Source organism: Mucilaginibacter sp. GW822-FHT03E02, assembly GCF_058801545.1.
The window spans coordinates 185,526-206,226 of the sequence record NZ_JBXANJ010000001.1 but is presented as its reverse complement, the minus strand read 5'-3'; the positions used below and the strand labels follow the sequence as shown (position 1 = coordinate 206,226).

12 protein-coding genes are annotated in these 20,701 nt (G+C 43.0%); 9 read left to right on the top strand and 3 right to left on the bottom strand.

Features of this window, described 5'->3' with window-relative positions:
- Positions 1 to 62: 62 nt before the first annotated feature.
- The 5 genes from AC1RM2_RS00740 (at position 63) to AC1RM2_RS00720 (ending at position 10,287) form a co-directional block, all read left to right on the top strand.
- The gene (locus AC1RM2_RS00740; protein ID WP_492982407.1) at positions 63 to 1,790 is read left to right on the top strand and encodes a CocE/NonD family hydrolase; all 1,728 of its coding nucleotides are present in this window, start codon (positions 63 to 65) and stop codon (positions 1,788 to 1,790) included.
- A 325-nt stretch (positions 1,791 to 2,115) separates the two neighbouring features.
- A complete protein-coding gene (locus AC1RM2_RS00735) occupies positions 2,116 to 3,144 on the top strand; it encodes a class I fructose-bisphosphate aldolase (RefSeq protein WP_492982405.1) in 1,029 nt (342 codons plus the stop codon).
- 185 nt (positions 3,145 to 3,329) lie between these two features.
- Positions 3,330 to 6,188: a sensor histidine kinase gene (locus AC1RM2_RS00730; protein ID WP_492982403.1), complete on the top strand. Its 2,859-nt coding sequence runs from the start codon at positions 3,330 to 3,332 to the stop codon at positions 6,186 to 6,188.
- 302 nt (positions 6,189 to 6,490) lie between these two features.
- On the top strand, positions 6,491 to 7,129 hold the full coding sequence (locus AC1RM2_RS00725; RefSeq protein ID WP_492982401.1) for a response regulator: 639 nt from the start codon (positions 6,491 to 6,493) through the stop codon (positions 7,127 to 7,129).
- 833 nt (positions 7,130 to 7,962) lie between these two features.
- Positions 7,963 to 10,287, top strand: a complete 2,325-nt coding sequence (locus tag AC1RM2_RS00720; protein WP_492982399.1) for a S9 family peptidase — start codon at positions 7,963 to 7,965, stop codon at positions 10,285 to 10,287.
- A 117-nt stretch (positions 10,288 to 10,404) separates the two neighbouring features.
- On the opposite strand, the gene AC1RM2_RS00715 is transcribed toward AC1RM2_RS00720, so the two are convergent.
- On the bottom strand, positions 10,405 to 11,004 hold the full coding sequence (locus tag AC1RM2_RS00715; RefSeq protein WP_492982397.1) for a GNAT family N-acetyltransferase: 600 nt from the start codon (positions 11,002 to 11,004) through the stop codon (positions 10,405 to 10,407).
- 423 nt (positions 11,005 to 11,427) lie between these two features.
- Between AC1RM2_RS00715 and AC1RM2_RS00710 the strand changes: the two genes are divergently transcribed.
- A complete protein-coding gene (locus tag AC1RM2_RS00710; RefSeq protein ID WP_492982395.1) occupies positions 11,428 to 13,176 on the top strand; it encodes an ABC transporter ATP-binding protein in 1,749 nt (582 codons plus the stop codon).
- Between the two features lie 155 nt (positions 13,177 to 13,331).
- Positions 13,332 to 15,092 carry an ABC transporter ATP-binding protein gene (locus tag AC1RM2_RS00705; protein WP_492982393.1) on the top strand — a complete coding sequence of 587 codons (1,761 nt, stop codon included), beginning with the start codon at positions 13,332 to 13,334 and terminating at the stop codon, positions 15,090 to 15,092.
- 93 nt (positions 15,093 to 15,185) lie between these two features.
- Here AC1RM2_RS00705 and AC1RM2_RS00700 read toward each other — a convergent pair whose 3' ends face one another.
- Positions 15,186 to 15,917 (bottom strand): ATP-grasp domain-containing protein, encoded by a 732-nt coding sequence (locus AC1RM2_RS00700; RefSeq protein ID WP_492982391.1) that lies wholly within the window; start codon positions 15,915 to 15,917, stop codon positions 15,186 to 15,188.
- Positions 15,918 to 16,418: 501 nt separating this feature from the next.
- On the opposite strand from AC1RM2_RS00700, the gene AC1RM2_RS00695 reads away from it, so the two are divergent.
- Entirely contained in the window at positions 16,419 to 17,588 is a 1,170-nt protein-coding gene (locus tag AC1RM2_RS00695; RefSeq protein WP_492982389.1) for a tetratricopeptide repeat protein, read from the top strand.
- A gap of 215 nt (positions 17,589 to 17,803) precedes the next feature.
- Positions 17,804 to 18,508 carry an NUDIX hydrolase gene (locus AC1RM2_RS00690; RefSeq protein WP_492982387.1) on the top strand — a complete coding sequence of 235 codons (705 nt, stop codon included), beginning with the start codon at positions 17,804 to 17,806 and terminating at the stop codon, positions 18,506 to 18,508.
- Positions 18,509 to 18,519: 11 nt separating this feature from the next.
- Here the strand turns inward: AC1RM2_RS00690 and AC1RM2_RS00685 are convergent, their stop codons facing one another.
- Entirely contained in the window at positions 18,520 to 20,649 is a 2,130-nt protein-coding gene (locus AC1RM2_RS00685) for a sensor histidine kinase (RefSeq protein ID WP_492982385.1), read from the bottom strand.
- Between the last annotated feature and the right edge of the window lie 52 nt (positions 20,650 to 20,701).

The window sequence follows — 20,701 nt, the reverse complement described above, 5'->3', positions numbered from 1 at the left end:
GACAATAATCTGAATAACAAAAAGCTTTGGGCTTTGGGCCTTCAGCTTTAAGCAAAAAAATCATGAAAAAACTAATGCTATTACTGGTTTTAATAAGCCAGGGGGCAACTCTTTTTGCCCAAAAATCGCCCGATGCCGACGTGGAAAAGTATGTTATTAATGATAGCGCGCTTATTAAAACCCCGCAGGGATACACCTTATCGGCTGTTGTTGTGCGCCGGCGTGATGTAACCGGGCCGCAACCCGCGGCACTGCTGTTTTTTATTTACTCGGATACTAAAAGAAGTTTGATTGAAGCCAAATACGCCGCCGATCATGGCTACGTGGGCGTAGTGGCCGATGTACGCGGCAAGCGTTTAAGTCCCGAAGAAATAGTACCTTATGAACACGATGCCGAAGATGTTTATTGGGTAATTGACTGGATAAGCAAACAAAGCTGGAGCAATGGCAAAGTGGGGATGTATGGGGGCAGTTATTCGGGCTTTGCGCAATGGGCAGGTTTAAAATATAAGGTGCATCCGGCGCTCAAAACCATTGTGCCTTATGTTTCGGCAATTCCGGGCATGGGGCTGCCTATGGAAAATAATGTGTTCATTAACGCCAATTATGGCTGGGCCTTTTACGTTAGCAATAATAAATACCTTGATACCGCTACTTACAATAATCAGCAGCGCTGGCGTAATTTGAGCGAAAACTGGTACCAAAGTGGCGCGGCCTACAATAAAATTGATAGTGTTGACCATGCACCTAATAAATGGCTGCAACGCTGGCTTAAGCACCCCGGTTTTGATAAATATTGGCAAGCTATGATCCCATACGGTAAGGAATTTGAAAAAATCAATATCCCGGTGCTGGCTTTTGATGGTTATTATGACGACGGGCAAACATCTGGACTATACTACCTGCGCCAGTTAGCCAAATACAACCCCAGGGCCAACTATTACCTGATACTTGGCCCGTACGATCATTTCGGCACACAAAGAGGCGGAGAGCCTGTTTTACGGGGCTACCAGGTTGATTCGGTAGCTATCATCCATACTAAAGCAATTACTTTTGAGTGGTTTGATTATATCATGAAACAAGGTAAAAAGCCTGCCATTATCAAAGACAGGATCAATTACGAGGTTATGGGCGCCAACCGATGGGGTCATGCCCCATCCCTGGATAAAATGCACCAAAGCATGCTCCGGCTGTACCTCAGTAATGTAAAAAAGGACGATCAGTTTAAATTATCTGCCCAAAAGCCAGTCACACTGGCATACCTTGAGCAGGAGGTTGACTTTGCCGACCGCGCTACATCCAATAATTACGCATATCCGTTCCCCATTATTCAAAAAGATATTTACAGTAATGGTTTTACTTTCATAAGCGATAGTTTAAAACATCCGCTTATTGTGAACGGCGCTTTCCTCGGCCAAATTACAGCTGCTATCAACAAAAAAGATTTTGACTATAGCGTAGCGCTTTATGAAGTGATGCCCAACGGCGAATATTTTGAGCTTACCTACTTTTTGGGGCGGGCCAGCTATTCGTGGGACATTACCAACCGCAAACTGCTGCAACCGGGCAAAATAACAACGCTTCCGTTTTCAAATACCAAGGTGGTAAGCAGGCAACTGCGTAAAGGCAGCCGCTTGCTGGTTGTTATCAACGTAAACAAAAATAATTTTTGCCAAATTAACTACGGTACCGGCAAAGATGTAAGCCTTGAAAACATTAACGATGCCAAAATACCGCTTAAAGTAAAATGGTACAACAGCAGCTATATAGATGTTCCGGTATCAAAATAATACCCGTACGACAGACGCATCTAATTGGGTTAACATAACTTAACATATTTCAGATGTTTTATTTATAAGTATTTGATAATCAATATTTTATATTTTATCATGGTTGGCACTAAAATGATCGCCCAATTTAGCATCCAAATATTTGTGCCTGTTGCTGGCCAATATATTTGATCATCATTATAATTGACATCTGTTGTAGCCTATTCACGAACGGAGCACTTGCGCATGTAAATATTGCGTCAAAAAAAACAGCATATTATCAATCATAAAACAAGTCGGGCTCTATTAGTGTTAGTTGTTACACCTGCTTAACACAAGGATGATTATGGATACCTCGACATTAAAAACCATTGCTTACCAGCTAATGCAAGGCAATAAAGGCTTACTGGCCATGGACGAAAGCACCGCCACCTGTAACAAGCGATTCCAGGAACTGGGCATCCCCCAAACCGAAGAATACCGCCGCAAATACCGTGATTTGATTGTAAACGCGCCTGCGTTGGAGGAATACATTAGCGGCGCAATCCTGTTTGATGAAACCATTCATCAAAGTACTGCAGATGGCACGCTGTTCATAGATATTTTAAAGCACAAAGGGATAATTCCGGGCATTAAAGTTGATGAAGGCGCCATCCCCATGGTGGGTTTCCCCGGCGAAAAGATAACCGAAGGCTTAGACGGCCTGGGCGGCCGTTTGAAAAATTACTATCAAATGGGAGCCCGGTTTGCCAAATGGCGGGCTGTTATCACTATAGGTGCCGATATCCCGTCATCAACCTGCATAAAAGCAAATGCTTATACGCTTGCCCGCTACGCGATGTTTTGCCAGGAAACTGGTTTGGTACCCATAGTGGAGCCAGAAGTAGTGATGGACGGCGATCATTCATTGCAAAGATGCGCGGAGGTTACTACCGAGGTAATACACGCCGTATTTAATGCCCTATACCAGCACCGGGTTGACCTGGAAGGCATGATTCTGAAACCTAATATGATATTGCCGGGAGAGGAAAGTCCCGAAAAACCGGGGCTCGATGAAGTTGCCGAAGCAACGGTTAAATGCTTTTTAAAAACGGTACCGGCATCGGTACCGGGTATAGCTTTCCTGTCGGGCGGGCAATCGGCCGCACTTGCGTCGGAGCGGTTAAACCGCATGCATACCCGTTTTGGCGATGTGATGCCCTGGGTGCTTACCTACTCTTTTTCGAGGGCGATACAGCAGCCGGCGCTGGAACTTTGGAAGGGAAGCGACGAAAATATTGTTGCTGCACAACGTGCATTGGTACACCGCGCAGCCTGTAACAGCGCAGCCAAAATGGGCGTGTACACTGCCGATATGGAAGTGAACGGAATGTAGTTTTATCAGCACCTGCAACCAGAATTTGATTTTTTTGTTAAATATTTCCGGGGCGTTAAATATTAGGCTAAATGTTATATTTTAGAGGTGTTAAATGCCCCTAAGTAAATATGTTAGCCGATACAAGCCGATCTTTTTTACAGCTTTGTAAATTGCTGCCAGTTATTGTTTTTTTAACGACAAGCATGGTTTTTAATACCCATGCGCAGTCCTATTACCATGCAAAAAAAATAGATCTTCCGGCGCCTTTTAAATACTCCGAAATAAAAGATATTACCCAGGATAAAGAGGGCTTTATATGGTTTACCAATAGCCAGGGTATTTGGCGCTTTGACGGAACAACTGTGCAGCCTTTTAACTCTCACTATGCCGATTTGCCTCAAAGCGCCGTACCCGACTATATTTATGCCCATGACGACTATTTGCTGATCTTTTTTGAAGAGGACGCCAAAAGTCTTTTGTTTACCTATAATACAAAAACTTTACAGCTAATTAAATATGAGATAGATACGCCGCCGGCGGGTTTTTATAAAACACCGAATGGCGACCTGGAGTTTTATGGCCGCCGGGGGCAAAAGTGGTTTTTTGCGCATCAAGCGGTGATAAAAGAAAAAAAAGACCCCAACATAGTTCATTGGCTTGGTAAAGAAACGCTGCAAAATTTTAAAGTTGATGACGATGGCAGCGTATACCTTTGTTACAATGAAAAAATTGCCCGTTTAAAAAACGGCCATTTTTTTGCCGGCCCGGGCGATACGGTTAAGGTGCAGGGTAATCCATCGTTTAAGTTTACACAATCAAAAGCTATCCTGGTATCCTCAAAATATATATTGGATAAATTTGGTAATGGCTTTATCATCTTCGACAAAAAAACGCTGAAGCAGGTATATGTATACAAGGGCGATGGTATAGCCATGATACGTTTATTGCGCGATGAATTTATATTACTACAGGACGAAGCAGGCACCCTGCAAGCCGATTCCCGGTTTTTTAAAATACAGCAGTCGCCATTTGTTGGGCAGGCCGATATCGTCAAAAATATCGCCCCCGAAATCCATTCAGATAAATTATTGGTAGCCACCAACCGGGGCATTTTTGAATTGATTGCCGACGCCGGTAACAGTTATAACAATAAACAGAACGCAGCAATTAGCAGTTTTTTTAAAAAGAAAAGTGTACGCAGCATTTACCGGATGCCCAACGGAAAGCTATATGTGGGCGTTTATGGCGGTTTTTTTGCGGTTGATACTACAGGAAGTATTCATGAAGTATCAACCAATGTGATTTACTGTATCAGCCGCATTGATGATCATTTGCTTTTATTAGGGATTGAGGGCGGGGTGGGCTTTGCAACACTTAATACCGATACGGACCAAATAACCTTTTTGAGTAATCCCAGCCAGCGTACTTATGGTTTTAGCCTGGCAAAAGATGGCGACAGCTTTTTGGCCGGTACCGCGTTTGTGATGTACCGGATATCAAAACAGGCAAACCAGCAATGGCAGCTTCAAAAACTTTTCCGGAAGGATAGCTTGGGGTTTGTTAAGCAGATAAAAAAGATTAATAACCAATGGTGGATTGCCAGCGCTAATGGCTTATTCAGGCTTGAAAACGATACGGTGTTAAAGAGGATCTATCCGCAAACGGGTAGAACGACCATTTATACTATGCTCCCCGAAAAGGATGGCGTTTGGCTGGGTACTGCCGCCAACGGCCTGGTGAAAATAAACTTTGGCGGTAAGGTGCTAAACCAGGTTAGGTTTAGCAACGGACTTGCCGGCGAGTTTGTGTATTCGTTGTATAAAGCTAACGGGCTCATTTTTGCCGGTACCAACGGCGGCCTCAGTGTTTTTGATACCCATGCCGGTATGCTGGCCATAAGCCCGCCCGATTACGAAGAGTACAGCCAGGAACTTAACCACTCGGCTATTTTTTATGACGAAACGCGCCACCAACTGATCATGGGCGGAGTAGGGGGGCTTTTGTTTATTGATATGGAACATTACTCCCTGGCCAAAAGTAAGGAGGCCGATATGGTTAAGCTTTCGTATTTCAAAAAAGGATCAAACGGGGTGGTGCCCGGCGAAACCAATTTGTTTGCCTACCAACAACCCGGTATCACCCTTTATCCGGGCGATGTATTTATGGGCTTAAAGTTTGCCGGTAATAATATTTGGCACCAGGGTAAATTCCTTTTCCGCCTGCGCGAACTGGATAGCACCTGGCGTAAAGCCGACCTGGCCGACGAGATTAGCTTTTACAGCCTATCCCCAGGTAAATATACTTTGCAGGCCCGGTTTGCATCGGCTGTTAATCCGCGTTACTGGCTTAACAAAACCATCATCGTGGTGCCGCATTTTTATCAAACCTGGTATTTTGATATAGTAGTAATTGCCATCATCGGATTATTAATATACGCGGCCTGGCTGGCAAGGCTCGGCCAAATCCGTAAAGAACAGCTGGTACGTACTACTATAGCAAGCGATTTGCATGACGAAATTGGCAGCGCGCTCACCCGGATATCTATGAGCAGCGAACTGATGCACATCAGGCAGGCTGCAGATGCTAAAGTAATTGAACATATTTCGGATGATAGCAAGAACGCTATCGCGTCGATATCGGATATCATTTGGTCAATAGATGCCAGAAACGATAATAAGGAAGATTTGCTGTTGCGCATGAGGCAGCACGCTTTTGTGATGCTGGAGGATAATGCCGAGGTGCACTTTGAAGCAACAGGGCTTGATAAAGTTGTAGATCTGCCGCAGCTGATAAGGCAAAATGTTTACCTGATATTTAAGGAAGCCATCAACAATATTTTAAAGCACAACCAACATCCCGAAGTTTGGATTGAATTGAAAAATCGCACATCAGGAATGACTATCACCATAAAAAACACAATCAACGCGCAAACAAAAACAAGTAATTATACCGGCCAGGGCTTAAAAAATATGAAAATGCGTGCCGAAAGGATAAAAGGCAGCGTTAATATTGTTACCGGGGATGACCTGTTCATGGTGATCATAAAAATGAAAAAGTGGTGAGGGGGGAGTGGGAAGTCCGAAAGTCGGGAAAGTCGGAAAGTCCGAGAGTTGGGGAGTCAGCAAAGCTCCGAGGCGGGGAAGTAGCCAGGTTCAAAATTTGCAACTTTCAAACCTTGCCAAATTTGCGCCTTTTAGTCTTTCGAACTTTCGGACTTTCCGACTTTCCGGACTTTCGGACTGTCCGACTTTCCGGACTTTCGGACTTTCCGACTTTCCGGACTTTCGGACTTTCCGACTCCATTCAAAAGATACCCTAATCATGTTATATAAGCAGCCATTTTTTATACACAACTTTACGATGTATGATAGCCATTTCGGTAATTGAAGATGATGTTTACATCAGGAACAGTGTTGCGCAGTTTCTGCAGATGCAGGCCGAGTTTGGCAACGTGCAATGTTATGGCAGCGTTGAGGAATTTATGGCAACCAAAAATCGTACTCCCGATGTTATCCTGCTGGATATAGAGCTGCCGGGTATGACAGGGATCGAGGGTGCTTTCCGCATTAAACAAAAATGGCCGGCTTTAAATATTCTGATGTTAACGGTATATGAAGAGAAGGACCGCATATTTAAAGCATTACAGGCAGGTGCAAGCGGCTACCTGTTAAAAAATACTCCATTAACAAAGCTGAAGTTGGCCATCATGGATGTGTTGGATGGCGGCGCGCCCATGAGTCCCGTGGTGGCCAAAAAAGTTGTGGCTTATTTTGCTGCAAAACCCATGCCTGCTGAGCCCGAAAGTAATGAACAGTTAACCGCCCGAGAGCAGGAAGTTGCCAAATTGCTTATTGTTGGCGATACCTATAAACAAATAGCTCATCGCTTGTTCATCTCGCCCGATACCGTACGGCAGCACATTAAAAATATTTATCGCAAGCTCCAGATTAATAGCCGCATACAGCTGGTTAACGAGTTTAATTCCAAGAACTCGCCATATTAAAGGCATACATACTTCTCTTGAAAAATACCCCAAACATGTTATTTATACTGCTTGAGCAAGTGTTTACATTTGATATCAAATAGCGTGTATTAAACGGAAGAGGTTTGTTTTTAATGCAGCTTTTAATAAAAGTCAATCCCTTACCCTTATTATATCATAAACATGCGGCTATAACAGCAGGAAATTGTTTAACAACGTTTTCCTGCAAGCCGCTCATTATTAGTTTTCTTTATAGTTTTACATAGTTAAGGCCGCCGGTTAAATGTACCGGCCGGCTTTTTTAAGTTCGACACTTATCTCATCGGCTTTTACATCTTAAACTATAAGTGTTCGGAAGATTTTTAGTTCCCTCCCCACGGGCTACCGTGTGTACACATCTTTAAAACAAAAGAAAATGTCATTTCGAACGAGGTACGAGGAGAAATCCTGTACGTCATACATTCAACCATGCAAATTTGCAAGCATGTTGCAGAAGATTTCTCCTCACGCCAACACTCAATGCCCTCCCCGGTTCGTTCGAAATGACATCTTTTTTTATTATTGGTACGTTTCCAAAAGATGTGTACACACAGTAGCCCCACGGGAGGGGTGCGGCTGGTAATGTGCGTAAAGGCGGGGAGGGGTTTCACCGTGCGGCTGTAAAATGAGCCTGTGTACGCCTGATTTAACCCCTACCTCCTCCTTCCCCGAGGAAGGAATCGCACGCCCCCCGGCTTTTTTTCTTCCGAACACCTATGATCTTGCCTCTTGATTCTATCTCCTCTGTAACAATCTTTAAACACGTTCAAATAAAAAAAAGCATTAATTTGCGCTTTAAACATAAGTTGACACTCATGAATAAATATTTACTCACCATTCCGGCGTTTGCCTGGGTTATGTCGGCGTATGCCCAGCAGGGTAGCCCCTTAACCACAAAGGATTATGAACATGCCGAAAGTTTCATGTCCTACAATACCTCCCCGTTTGTTGACAGGGCCGATGTAAGGCCTAACTGGTTACCGGGCGATAAATTCTGGTACCGCGTACTCACCGCACAAGGCAGCGAATTTGTATTGGTTGATCCGGTTAAAAAAACACGCGAAACAGCCTTTGACCATCAAAAACTGGCCCAGCTGCTTTCGGCGGCTTTGGGCGATAAATACGATGGCGATATGCTGCCTTTTCAAACCATCAGCTTCTCGGCCGATGGTAAAAAAATAATGTTTACGGCAGCCGATAAACACTGGCAGTATGACCTGGTCACAGACCTGGTTACTCCCGGAGCAGAACAAAAACGGGGCCGGATGCAACCTGGCGGACGCAGGGGCAAAACGGAAGAAGTATTATCGCCCGATGGCAGCCGGGCAGCCTATATCAAAGACTATAACCTTTGGGTACGCGATACAAAAACGGGCAGCCAAACCCAGCTGACTACCGATGGTATTAAAGATTTTGGCTACGCTACAGATAATGCAGGCTGGCAAAACTCCGACGCGGCAATTTTACGGTGGTCGCCGGATTCAAAGAAGATAGCCACCTTTAAGCAGGATCAGCGTAAGGTGAGCGATATGTACCTGGTTACCACCAACGTGGGCAAGCCGGTATTGAAGCAATGGAAATACCCTTTGCCGGGCGATGAAATTGCCATGATAACCAGGGTTATTATTGAAGTGGATAATCCCAAAGTAATTACCCTGCAGGTGCCACCCGACGCACACCGTGCTACCCTGAGCGACGACATCAGCAGCAGCGGCACATTTGATGACGTGGATTGGAGCGCTGACGGATCAAAGCTGGCCTTTGTATCCACCTCGCGCGATCATAAAAACGAGAAATTCCGCATTGCCGATGCCGTAACAGGTGCAGTTAAAGAGGTTTTTGAGGAGACGGTAAAAACCCAGTACGAGTCGGGCTGGGGCACTATTAACTGGAAGTTTTTGCCCAAAACCAACGAGATTATCTGGTTTTCTGAACGCGACAATTGGGGCCATTTGTATCTGTACGATGCTGCCACCGGTAAAGTGAAAAATCAAATTACCAAAGGCGATTTTGTGGTAACCAGGCTATTGAAGGTTGATGAGAAAACCCGCACGGTTTATTTTATTGCCGACGGCCTTGAAAAAGAGAACCCATATTACAGTCAGTTATGTAAAGCAGGATTTGATGGTAAGCATTTCGCCGTTTTAACACCCGAAGAAGGCAACCACAATATTACGTTATCGCCCGGCGGCGGTTATTTTGTTGACAGCTATTCTAAACCAGACGTGCCGCCGGTTACTGTTTTACGCAGTATGGATGGCAAGCTGATAACCAACCTGGAGAAAGCCGATGTATCAAGGCTAACTGCTACCGGCTGGAAAGCGCCAACCCCGGTTAAATTGATTGCAGGTGATGGCAAAACTGATATTTACGGACTGATTTTTACGCCGACCAACCTGGATGCCGGCAAAAAATACCCGGTTATTGATTACATATACCCGGGCCCGCAAGGCGGGAGCGTAGGCAACTGGTCGTTTGCGGCTTCAAGGAGCGATAATCAATCACTGGCCGAGCTGGGCTTTATTGTAGTAGTGATTGAAGGTACCAGTAACCCGTTGCGTTCAAAAAGTTACCACGATATAAGCTACGGTAATATGTCTGAAAATACCTTGCCCGATCAGATTGCAGGTATCAGGCAGTTATCAAAACAATACCCTGTTGATACCAACAAAGTGGGCATCTGGGGGCACTCGGGCGGTGGCTTTGCTACCGCAGCGGCTATGTTCCGTTACCCGGATTTCTTTAAGGTGGGTATTTCCGAATCGGGCAACCACGATAACCGTAATTACGAGGATGATTGGGGCGAACGTTATGACGGCCTGGTAGCAAACTCCGATTACGAGGCGCATGCCAATGAAATGTATGCCAAAAACTTAAAAGGCAAGCTAATGCTGGCCCACGGCTTAATGGATAACAACGTGCCGCCATACAATACCCTTTTGGTTATTGAAGCGCTGGAAAAAGCCAATAAAGACTATGATTTAGTAGTATTCCCCAATATGCCGCATGGTTATGGCCCTTACTCGCCCTACATGATGCGCCGCCGCTGGGATTATTTTGTGAAAAACCTGTTGGGTGTAGAACCACCGCATGAATACGTGTTGAAATCAAAAACAGATCCGAGGAATGTGGTAAAGTAGAATAACAATATCGAACACCGGATAACCAATGTAGAATGATGAAGTAAATTCATTATTCGATATTCAAAATTCGGTGTTCGATATTTAATTGAGTTATTTATGTATTTAGCTTGCTCTCTACAGCTTCCCCTTCAGCCTTTCCTTAACCCCGCTTTCCCATTCATCTTTTAAAATACTTAGTATGATCGAGTCGCGCCTGCCGCCATCTTCCAGGGGCATGTTACTGCGTAAAATACCCTCAACCTGGCAGCCAATGCTTTTCATGGCGGCTATGCTGCGCTCGTTACGTGCATCGGCCCTGAATTCAACGCGCATCATATTCAATTCTTCGAACGCGAATTGTAACAGCAAAAATTTACAGTGTTTATTTAAGCCCGTACCCCTGAATTTTTCGCCATACCAGGTATAGCCCAGTTGGAGCGAGTTTAGTTTGGGCTGTATGTCGTAATAACGGGTGCTGCCGGCAAATTCGTCGGTTTGCTTGTCAATCACTATAAAAGGATATTCGCGGCCTTCTGTGCGGGCTTTAAGGGCGTCATTAACATAACGGCGCATGCCATCCTCATATTTGGCGCTCACGTTGGAGTATCGCCAGGTGGTGGGCTCATTAATAGCAAAAGGCAGTAGGTTTTCAAGATCATTGGCCTGCAAAGGGCGTAGTATTACACGCTCATCTTCTAAAACATAAGTAGCTGAGGGATCAAAGTAGGAGGTCATTAGTTCAGATAATTTTTATAAAGCTAAGGTAGAAAATGATTTTTGAGGATTTAGTTGTAAGGGGCTTTAAATCGATGACAGAGCGGGCATTGTATGATTCCGTAGCATGACATTGGGAAGAACGAAGCAGGAGTTAACGTAGGTTAGATAAGTACACGTTTTATCGTCGCACGTACAATCGCTTCCCGCTTTGTACTGTCATCATGTTAACGCGGGTAACAGGAAAATATTTTTGCAAAAAATTTATACTTTTTAAAGTTTTAAAAACCGTAATTCCACATATATATTTGGCGGCATAAGTAATTCCGATGTGGAAGAAAATCAATTATTGCTTAAGCATTTAAAATGTTTTTGATTATCAATCGTCCAATAAAGTAGTGTTTATTTGTAATATACTTTTACGGCATCAAATATAACTTGCATATGCAACCCGATAAAACCAAACCAAATCAAAAACCACCCGGCGTATTCAGCCTGCTGAAACCATATATGGGTTGGGTTACACTATTATTAATATTTTCTGTAGCGGCTACGGCAATTAACCTTTGGTTGCCTAAAATAATTGCCAATGGTATTGATGCATACACCCATCACCAATTTGTGGTTAACGACGTGATTAAAAAGTTTTCGCTGGCGACAATATTGGTATTTGTTTTCGGCGCGATACAGGGTGTTATACAAACCTATTCGTCGGAGTTGGTGGCTAAGGATCTGCGCGAAAAACTGGCAGATAAAATTTCGCGCCAAAGCCATGCATTTATTGAACAGGTTAATCCTTCAAAACTGTTAACCAACCTCACGGCCGATATCGACTCTATAAAACTGTTTGTATCCCAGGCGCTGGTATCTATAGTTACATCACTTTTTACCATTATTGGCTGTAGTGTAATGCTGCTCCTTATCAATTGGCGGTTGGCACTGGTAGTTATTGTTATTATCCCCATTATAGGCGGCACGTTTGCGTATGTTTTAAAAAATGTGCGTGCGCTATTCATGAAAAGCCGTGGGGTGATAGATACGCTGAACAAGGTTATTAACGAAAGTATTTTGGGCGCGGCATTGATCAGGGTTATCAATTCGCAGCAACTGGAGTTTAACAAATTTTTGGCTGCCAATACCGAAGCGAAAAATTACGGCCTAAAAATCCTCACTTTTTTTGCCGGGTTAATACCTATAGTAACCTTTACTGCCAACATGGCCTCGTTAACCATTTTAGTAATGGGCGGACATTTTGTAATAAACAGCAGCATGAGCCTGGGCAGTTTTGCGGCGTTTTACAGTTATTTATCGCTATTGATATTCCCGATATTTGTGCTTGGTTTTATGAGCAACCTGATAGCGCAGGCCAGTGCGTCATATACCCGCATCGGCGTTGTTTTGGATGCCCCGGATGTTGCGGAGGGCGGCGATTTAAAAGAGGTGCTTCGCGGAGATGTAGAGCTGAAAGATGTTTCGGTTGCCTATGGGCAAAAACTGGCGCTTAAGGGGATATCGTTAAAAGTAACCGCCGGATCAAAAATTGCCATCATCGGGCCAACATCGGCAGGTAAAACCCAATTGCTTTACCTGTTAACCGGGCTTATTAACACAACCAGCGGCGAGGTTTTGTACGATGGCAAAAGTATAGCGGCTTATGACAGCGAATCGTTTCACCGGCAGGTGGGGTTTGTTTTCCAGGATAGCATTATTTTTAATATGAGCATTCGTGAAAATATTGCTTTTAGCGATACGGTAACCGATGAATCGCTGCAAAAGGCGATTGATACGGCAGAGTTGAAAGATTTTATTGGCAATTTGCCTGATCATTTAAATACCATCGTATCCGAACGGGGATCCAGCCTGTCGGGCGGCCAAAAACAGCGCATTATGCTGGCCAGGGCATTGGCGGTTAATCCAAAGGTTTTATTGCTGGATGATTTTACAGCGCGGGTAGATGGTAATACCGAAAAGAAGATATTGACCAATATTCAGAAAAATTATCCGGGCTTAACATTAATATCGGTTACCCAAAAAATAGCTTCTGTTGAGCATTACGACCAGATAATTTTATTGATGGAAGGCGAAATGGTAGCCAGCGGTGTACATGACGACCTGATGAAAACCAGTACCGATTATGTACAGATCTTTAACTCGCAGCAAAGTACAAGTAATTACGAATCGGTTAAGTCTTGAGTCATAAGCACTAAGTCAGAAGTCTTGAGTCGAAAGTCCTGGGTCAAAATACATTTTGTTTGATCTAAGACTTACTTCCGATTTAGATCTTAAAACTTCGGACTTACAACTTTTGACTTAAGACTTAGAAGTGTCACAAAAAATATTATCACAAAATGAATTACGATCTTAACCAGCTAAGTAAAACTGCCCCAAAAACATCAACCTGGGCTGGTCTTGGCAAGCTGATCCGGCTGATATCGCACGAGCGGCGGATACTTATCATGGCACTTATTGCCATACTAATAAATTCCTCACTCAACCTTCTGGGGCCATTAATTATAGGCCGCACCATTGATAAGTATATTCAACATAAAGATTTTGCCGGCGTTATTCGCAATGGCATACTGTTATTATGCATGTATGCCGTTGCGTTGTTTACCAGCTACAAACAAACCACGCTAATGGGCGGTGTAGGGCAGCGCATGCTGTTTACACTGCGCAATTCCATCTTTAACAAACTGCAGCAATTGCCCGTGGGCTTTTTTAACCAAAATAAGGCGGGCGACCTGATATCGCGCGTAAATAATGATACCGATAAGCTGAACCAGTTTTTTTCGCAATCACTAATGCAGTTTATCAGCAACATCTCTATCATGATAGGGGCGGGGATATTTTTACTGCTTATTAACCCCGAACTGGGGGCTGCTGCGCTATCACCGGCTTTAATTATTCTTGTTTTAACGCTGATATTATCGCCATGGATTAAACAAAAAAATGCGGCCAGCCTGAAAAGCACCGGCGGCCTAAGCGGCGAGATACAGGAAAGCCTGAACAATTTTAAAGTGATCATTGCCTTTAACCGCCGCGATTATTTCAGGAAACGTTTTGGTATTGCCAATACCGCCAACTACAAAGCAGCTATTGGGGCGGGCCTGGCCACCACTATTTTTATACCCGTTTATGGTTTTTTTGCCAGCATGGGGCAGCTCATCGTGTTGTCGTTTGGTATTTATCTTATCAGTAAGGGGCTTTTTAGCATTGGTATCCTGGTAAGTTATTTGTCATACACCACTAACTTTTACAACCCACTAAGGCAGCTGGCCGCGCTGTGGACAAATTTTCAGCTGGCTATGGCGGGCTGGGACAGAATATCGCAGATACTATCGTTAGAGAGTGACCTACCGCAGATAGCCGCCGGTATTACCGAGCCCAACGCAGCGTTGCTGGAGTTCAGGAACGTGCATTTCAGTTATGATGAAAGTAAAGAGATATTGCACAACGTTAACTTTAAACTGGAACAGGGTAAAACCTACGCCCTGGTTGGCCCCACAGGCGGTGGTAAAACCACAACGGCATCGTTAATAGCGCGCCTGTATGATCCATCAAAAGGATTGGTACTGCTTGATGGTAAGGACATCCGAACCTATACCGCCGAAGAGCGCAGCCTTAAAATAGGATTTATTTTACAGGAGCCGTTTTTATTTAGCGGCACGGTGAAGGATAACATCCTGTACAGTAACGATATGTACAAGGAGCATACCAACGAGCAATTGGAGAAAGTAATTACAGATGCCAACCTGGGCAGCCTGCTGGCCATTTTTGAGAACGGGTTGGAAACTCCTGTACTTTCCAGCGGTGATAGCATTAGCCTTGGCCAAAAACAACTGATAGCGTTTATGCGCGCCGTACTGCGTAACCCGCAGATACTGATTTTGGATGAAGCCACTGCCAACATTGATACCATTACCGAAAAACTGTTGAGCGATATCCTGAACAAACTGCCCGAAACCACTACACGGGTGATTATAGCCCACCGCCTGAACACCATTGAAAATGCCGACGAGATATTTTTTGTAAACTCCGGTGAGGTGATACGTGCAGGTGGCTTAAATGAAGCGATTGATATGCTGCTGCATGGGAAGAGGGTGAGTTAGCAAGTAGAGTTAAGAATCAAGACGGGAGTTTGTTGGATACTTTGTGTTACGCTACCACGACTTTAGCGCAGCGTAACGCATTGAGCGACAGTTTTAAAAGTTACATAAGTCCTCCTGCTGTGTCATTTCTGCCCATCTTGCAGAAATAAGTTTTGCATAATCAATGTAAAAGAGGCCATAGTTTCCAATAGCGTATCCTTCGTTAACTTCTACAATTAAAAATCTTCCATCTGCTGTTAAACCGAAATCGAGAGCGTAACCGGCGGGTGCATTCTCATATGAATTCACTGCCTCTTCTATAATTTTATAATCATATTGGTTTCTCCAGTCTCCCTTGTACAGCTTTACGCCGAGTATTTCCTTGTATCTTACGAAAACCCTCCACTCGCTCATAAACTCAACAGGTTCAGAAACCCATATAGGTACATCGCCATCTATATCACCGCATCCGACTAAATCATAAGTAGTTTTAATATGCCTGCCGGTGAACTTTTTAAGTTTATCCTTGGGTTTCACAAATACATTCCACAATTCGGGATTATTCGAAATCTTATCAATCGTAGATTCGGTTATTTTCCGTCTATAAAATTTCGAAAGGCAATCAGGATAGTCATTATGTTCAGGGATTTTAAAGTTCAATTTCGTCAAAGCAGTTTGCACGAAGCCTATGCTGCCAAAGAAGACATTGTCCGGGGATACAGCAAGATCGTCAAAACGCTCTACCTCTATGATCTCAAACCCCATGTAATAAAAAGCTTCAATTCCTGTAACCACAGTGATATTGCTTGCTTTTCCTCTTGTGATTTTTTCTGTATATAGTTTCATGTATTTTGGGGATGTATATTTAGGCGGTAGTATTTGTGATGGAGACCGTTGCTTCATTTTTACAACCGGTGTACTATTAGTGGTGGTCTCTATTACAGTTTTTTAACGCATCTGCTAAAAGATGATATCTGCCGGGCGAAAGCTTGACGGCCGACATCGATATGGCCAAGTTACTATATATAGGTCATAAATACCAACCGGTCGTATGTATAATTTAAGCTGGAAACTTAAATCGAGTTACGCTACGCTAAACTCGCGGCAGCGAAAAAAATGCAAACCTCTTAGGACAATACAAAAGGTGCTTGCCTTGTAGAGGCTACCTGTTTGTAGAAAATAATTTATTTAGATTCTTTTATGCCCCGTAGTGGGCTACCCGTCTCAACGTCAAAAGCTATTACATAATGTAATAAAGTATAAACGCTATTTCCCCGCGCAATGTGTTTTTTCACTGTCAGGTTATACCTAAGGTTGTTATATTTATGCAAATGATTTTGGGATACAATGGCAGGTAAAATTAAAAGTGACTTTGATATAATTATGGCCGAATCGCGTAAATTGGCTATAGCCTGGCAGCATGGCTTTATCAATTACGATCACTTTTTTGTGGCTATGTTGCAAAATAAATGTAAGGCTACAAAATATTTTGACCATTTTGATTCTGATTACTGGGAAGCAAAAATAAAAGAATTGTATCCTGCAACAGGTAAGCAAAAACAGCGGGATTTGATGCCGTTAACTGTAGAGGCGGAACTTGTTGTAAGGCATGCTTACCAAATATCGGGCATTGATGATTTTGCCCCAACCAATACCATACACCTGTTGCTGGCTATTTTAAGTTACGATAATGAGGTAAGCAAAGCTTTTTGCCAGGCGGGGATATTAATTGAAGATATTACGGGTGCTGAATTTAAAAATCCGGTAAAACAGTTTCCATCTCCGGTAGAGGCTGTTCGGGAAAAACCATATCGCAAAGCAGAACTCTTTTTTTTGTCAAAAGCATTTAAAAAGAAGCGGGTTGACACTTTGTACCGAAACGCCCTGAGCTTTTATTTTTACGGACAATTTGATGATGTTTTAAAAATATGCCGTATAGGTTTAAGTCTTTTGCCCAATTATATACACTTCAAGGTGTTAATGGCTTTTGGTAGCCAAAAGCTGCGTGATTTCGATTTAGCATTGTCACTGATGACCGAATTGGCGATGCTTCAGCCCGGTGATGTTGATTTGCGCCTGTCGTTATCAATTCTATATGGCATGATGGGGAGCTACGAGCAGTGTGATGTGATATTAGACGCTCTTTTGCTGGAGCAGCCGGATAATTTATCGTTTTTAAATAACAAAGGCTTTAACCTGCAATTGCAGGGGCGTTATGCCGAATCGGTGCCTTTATTTGAACAGGTTATACATGCTGATCCTTCAATTGCCTATGCCTGGAATAATTTAGGTTTTTCGAAATTTAAGCTGGGAGATAGCGAACCGGGGTTGGACATGATCAATAAATCGCTTGAGCTGGATAAAGGAAATTCTTACGCGTACAAGAACAGAGGTATTGTCCTGATGGAGCAAGGACATAGAACTGAAGCAAAACAAAACTTTATACTTGCCCTGAAATTTGGCTACACCGAAAAGTATGGTGATGAAGCGAAGCAATTGCTTGCCGGGCTCGGATGATGATGGTATCGGATTGAATTATCCTGATTTGAAGGTATGTCATCGGTATACGAATATTGCAGCAACTTGCCGGTTTTAAAATTCAGCCTGCCAGGTTAAACTAAATATTATAGGGGAGATATCACGGTTGATATCAGCATATAAAATAGTTGTCTGCTTAACACTAAATAATTGCATAATTATTTTTACACTTGCAAATAAACTCAAACTAAATTATGCAGAAATATAGCGGCCAGAAACGCATCTTAGTGGCTACCGATTGTATCATTTTTGGATTTGATGGATGGAATATCAAGCTATTGCTGGTTCAGCGTGGCCTTGAGCCCGAGAAGCATAAATGGAGCCTGATGGGCGGCTTTATTCAGCCTTCAGAATCGCCGGAAGATGCCGCTAACCGCGTTTTGGAATTGCGCACGGGGCTTAAAAATGTATACATGGAGCAGTTCCAGGTATTTGGCAGCCCCGATCGTGACCCGGTTGAACGTACGCTTTCTATAGCTTATTTTGCATTGATAGATATTCATCAATATGAAAAACAACTGAGTGAAGAATATCACCCGGAATGGTTTTTGTTGGATGAAATGCCCGATTTGATATTTGACCATGCTCAAATGGTTAAGCTGGCCCTGAGGCAGTTGCGCTATAAAGCTGCACTGCACCCTATACTTTTCCAGCTATTGCCCGATAAATTTACCATCCCGCAATTGCAGGCATTATACGAGGGGGTTTATCAAACTAAATTCGACGACAGAAATTTCAGCCGTAAACTGTTATCAACCGGTTTGTTGGTTAAGCAGCCCGAAAAGGATAAGCTGTCCTCAAAAAAAGGAGCATTTTATTATAAGCTCGATCAATCGCACTACGAACAAAATTTCGAATCGTTTTTAAACCTTGTACCAAACCCCGAGAAGTTTTTTTAGGCATATTGATATCAGGCCAGGTTTTTAGGCAATAATATGGTGAATGTTGTGCCCTTGCCCGGAGAGGATACTACTTCAATGCGGCCCTGGTGTTTTTCGATGATCCCGAATACAATTGATAAGCCAAGGCCTGTGCCTTCGCCTACGTCTTTAGTAGTAAAAAAAGGTTCAAAAATACGGTTTTTAGTCTCGTTATCCATCCCTATGCCGGTATCGGCAATTTCAATAGAAATATGACCGGGCAGTTCGCTGGTTGTTATCACCAGGCTATCGCCTTCGTGCTGTTCTTTTGCTTTAATGGCATGTATGCTGTTTGCAATCAGGTTTATTAACACCTGGTTAATTTTTCCCGGATAACAGTTTATTGGTTTGATATTGTTTAAAACGGTTTTAACTTCGATGTAATAGGGGATGGTGCTTTTTAAAATAAGCAGGTTGGCTCGTATGGCTTTATTAATATCAAGTTTTTTTATGATTAATTCATCTGTACTGCTAAAGGTAAAAAGGCTTTTAACAATTTCGGTAGTGCGTTTGGCACCCTCTTCAATGCCATTTAGTAATATGTCAATCTCATCCCGTAAAAAATCGGGGTTGATGGTTTGCCGGTAGGCCCGCGCCGCACCAATATATTCTGTGCTATCGGGGTTGTTTAAAACATCATCATATTTATTAAGCAAAGCAAACAGTTCATCTAAATCAACGCGCAAAGGACTGATGTTGGAGCTTACAAAGTTGATGGGGTTATTAATTTCGTGTGCAACACCAGCGGTTAGCCTGCCCAGGGAGGCCATCTTTTCGGTATCAACCAATCGGTGCTGTGTGCTTTTAAGGTTATCTATAATTTTCGACAGGTCTAAATTGGTATTTATCAATTCACTTGTACGCTCTTTTACTTTGTTTTCCAGCAATATGTTTTGCTGCATAATTAAACGTTGATTTTCCCGGGCAACTGAAATGGCGAAGTTTTGTGCCTCCATTTTTTGGTTCCGGTAAAGGCTAATCTTGTCGGCCAATGCCCCCGAAAATAAAACTATCCCGATAACTAAACTTAAAGGTGTAAGGTTGGCTGTAAAAATATTATAAGGAATAACGTCTTTAGTTTGCGCGGCCGATATTAATATGCCAACAAAGAGAGCGCCCCAGCCCAGCATAAATAATTTGGCAGGTTTAAAGCCCTTAAAGTACAAATAGCAGCCTATAAAAAGCATATAAACGGCGGTGCAAATAATTATAATGTTGATGAAGCCATAAGCAACCGTGACGTGTTTGCTAAAAATTATCATAGCGATAACCATATAAATTGCCAACAACGACAAATTGATATGATAGCTTGCTTTCAGTTTTTCTTTTAACTGCAAAAACTCGCCGGCAAACAGTAAAGTAAATACACCAAAACCCACCAGGGCCAACGGGATGATGTAATTGTTAAAGGTAATTTTATCGCCAGCCAGGTAGCTTCCATATCCCCGTCTGAAGGTTAGCGTTACACCCATAAACACGATATAAAAAACGTAGTAGAGATAACTCAGATCGCGTATGATAAAAAAAAGCATTAAGTTGTATAATACGCTTATCATAATAGCACCCACAAATGCGGCAGTAACCACGTTTTCGATATTTTGGTTCCGGAAAAAAGACCACTGGCTATAAATTTTTATGGGAATAACGGCCCATAAACTGCTTTTAACCCGCAGGTAAATTGTTTTTGATGAGCCAGAAGGGAGTGGTAGACTGATACTGTTGGGGCTTTGTAATTTCGACTGGCCGGGCTCGTCGCTGGCCGTTAAATGGCAGATTTTATTGTTTTCGGTAACATAGTACAAATCAAAAGAGTCGATAATTCCCGGGCCGGTATTTATAAACATGTTAGGCTCATCATCGCTATTTTTAATGGTAGCCTTTAACCAGACAGCCGAATTGAAAAGTCTTAAAATGGGCAATGAATTGAGGCTTTTTTTAAAGGCATTACTTTTTAGTACCTGGTTTACTGTCAGCTTCCCCGATGGGTCTTCCAACTCATAAAAATAATTGCTGCTTAGCAGCCTTGATTGGTTGTTACCGATAACAAGTGTATCTGCATTGTGTGCAAAAGCTATAGCATTTATGAGTAGTAAATATGCTGCTAACAAAAATTTCTTCATATTTACCTGTTGTAATTTTTTGATAGCGCAATATTTGCTAAAAAATGAGCGA

What these genes read in the sequence shown, in the direction of transcription:
- AC1RM2_RS00740 (WP_492982407.1), top strand. Translation starts at nt 63, where the DNA reads ATGAAAAAACTAATGCTATTACTGGTTTTAATAAGCCAGGGGGCAACT.
- AC1RM2_RS00735 (WP_492982405.1), top strand. Translation starts at nt 2,116, where the DNA reads ATGGATACCTCGACATTAAAAACCATTGCTTACCAGCTAATGCAAGGC.
- AC1RM2_RS00730 (WP_492982403.1), top strand. Translation starts at nt 3,330, where the DNA reads ATGGTTTTTAATACCCATGCGCAGTCCTATTACCATGCAAAAAAAATA.
- AC1RM2_RS00725 (WP_492982401.1), top strand. Translation starts at nt 6,491, where the DNA reads ATGATAGCCATTTCGGTAATTGAAGATGATGTTTACATCAGGAACAGT.
- AC1RM2_RS00720 (WP_492982399.1), top strand. Translation starts at nt 7,963, where the DNA reads ATGAATAAATATTTACTCACCATTCCGGCGTTTGCCTGGGTTATGTCG.
- AC1RM2_RS00715 (WP_492982397.1), bottom strand. Translation starts at nt 11,004, where the DNA reads ATGACCTCCTACTTTGATCCCTCAGCTACTTATGTTTTAGAAGATGAG.
- AC1RM2_RS00710 (WP_492982395.1), top strand. Translation starts at nt 11,428, where the DNA reads ATGCAACCCGATAAAACCAAACCAAATCAAAAACCACCCGGCGTATTC.
- AC1RM2_RS00705 (WP_492982393.1), top strand. Translation starts at nt 13,332, where the DNA reads ATGAATTACGATCTTAACCAGCTAAGTAAAACTGCCCCAAAAACATCA.
- AC1RM2_RS00700 (WP_492982391.1), bottom strand. Translation starts at nt 15,917, where the DNA reads ATGAAACTATATACAGAAAAAATCACAAGAGGAAAAGCAAGCAATATC.
- AC1RM2_RS00695 (WP_492982389.1), top strand. Translation starts at nt 16,419, where the DNA reads ATGGCAGGTAAAATTAAAAGTGACTTTGATATAATTATGGCCGAATCG.
- AC1RM2_RS00690 (WP_492982387.1), top strand. Translation starts at nt 17,804, where the DNA reads ATGCAGAAATATAGCGGCCAGAAACGCATCTTAGTGGCTACCGATTGT.
- AC1RM2_RS00685 (WP_492982385.1), bottom strand. Translation starts at nt 20,649, where the DNA reads ATGAAGAAATTTTTGTTAGCAGCATATTTACTACTCATAAATGCTATA.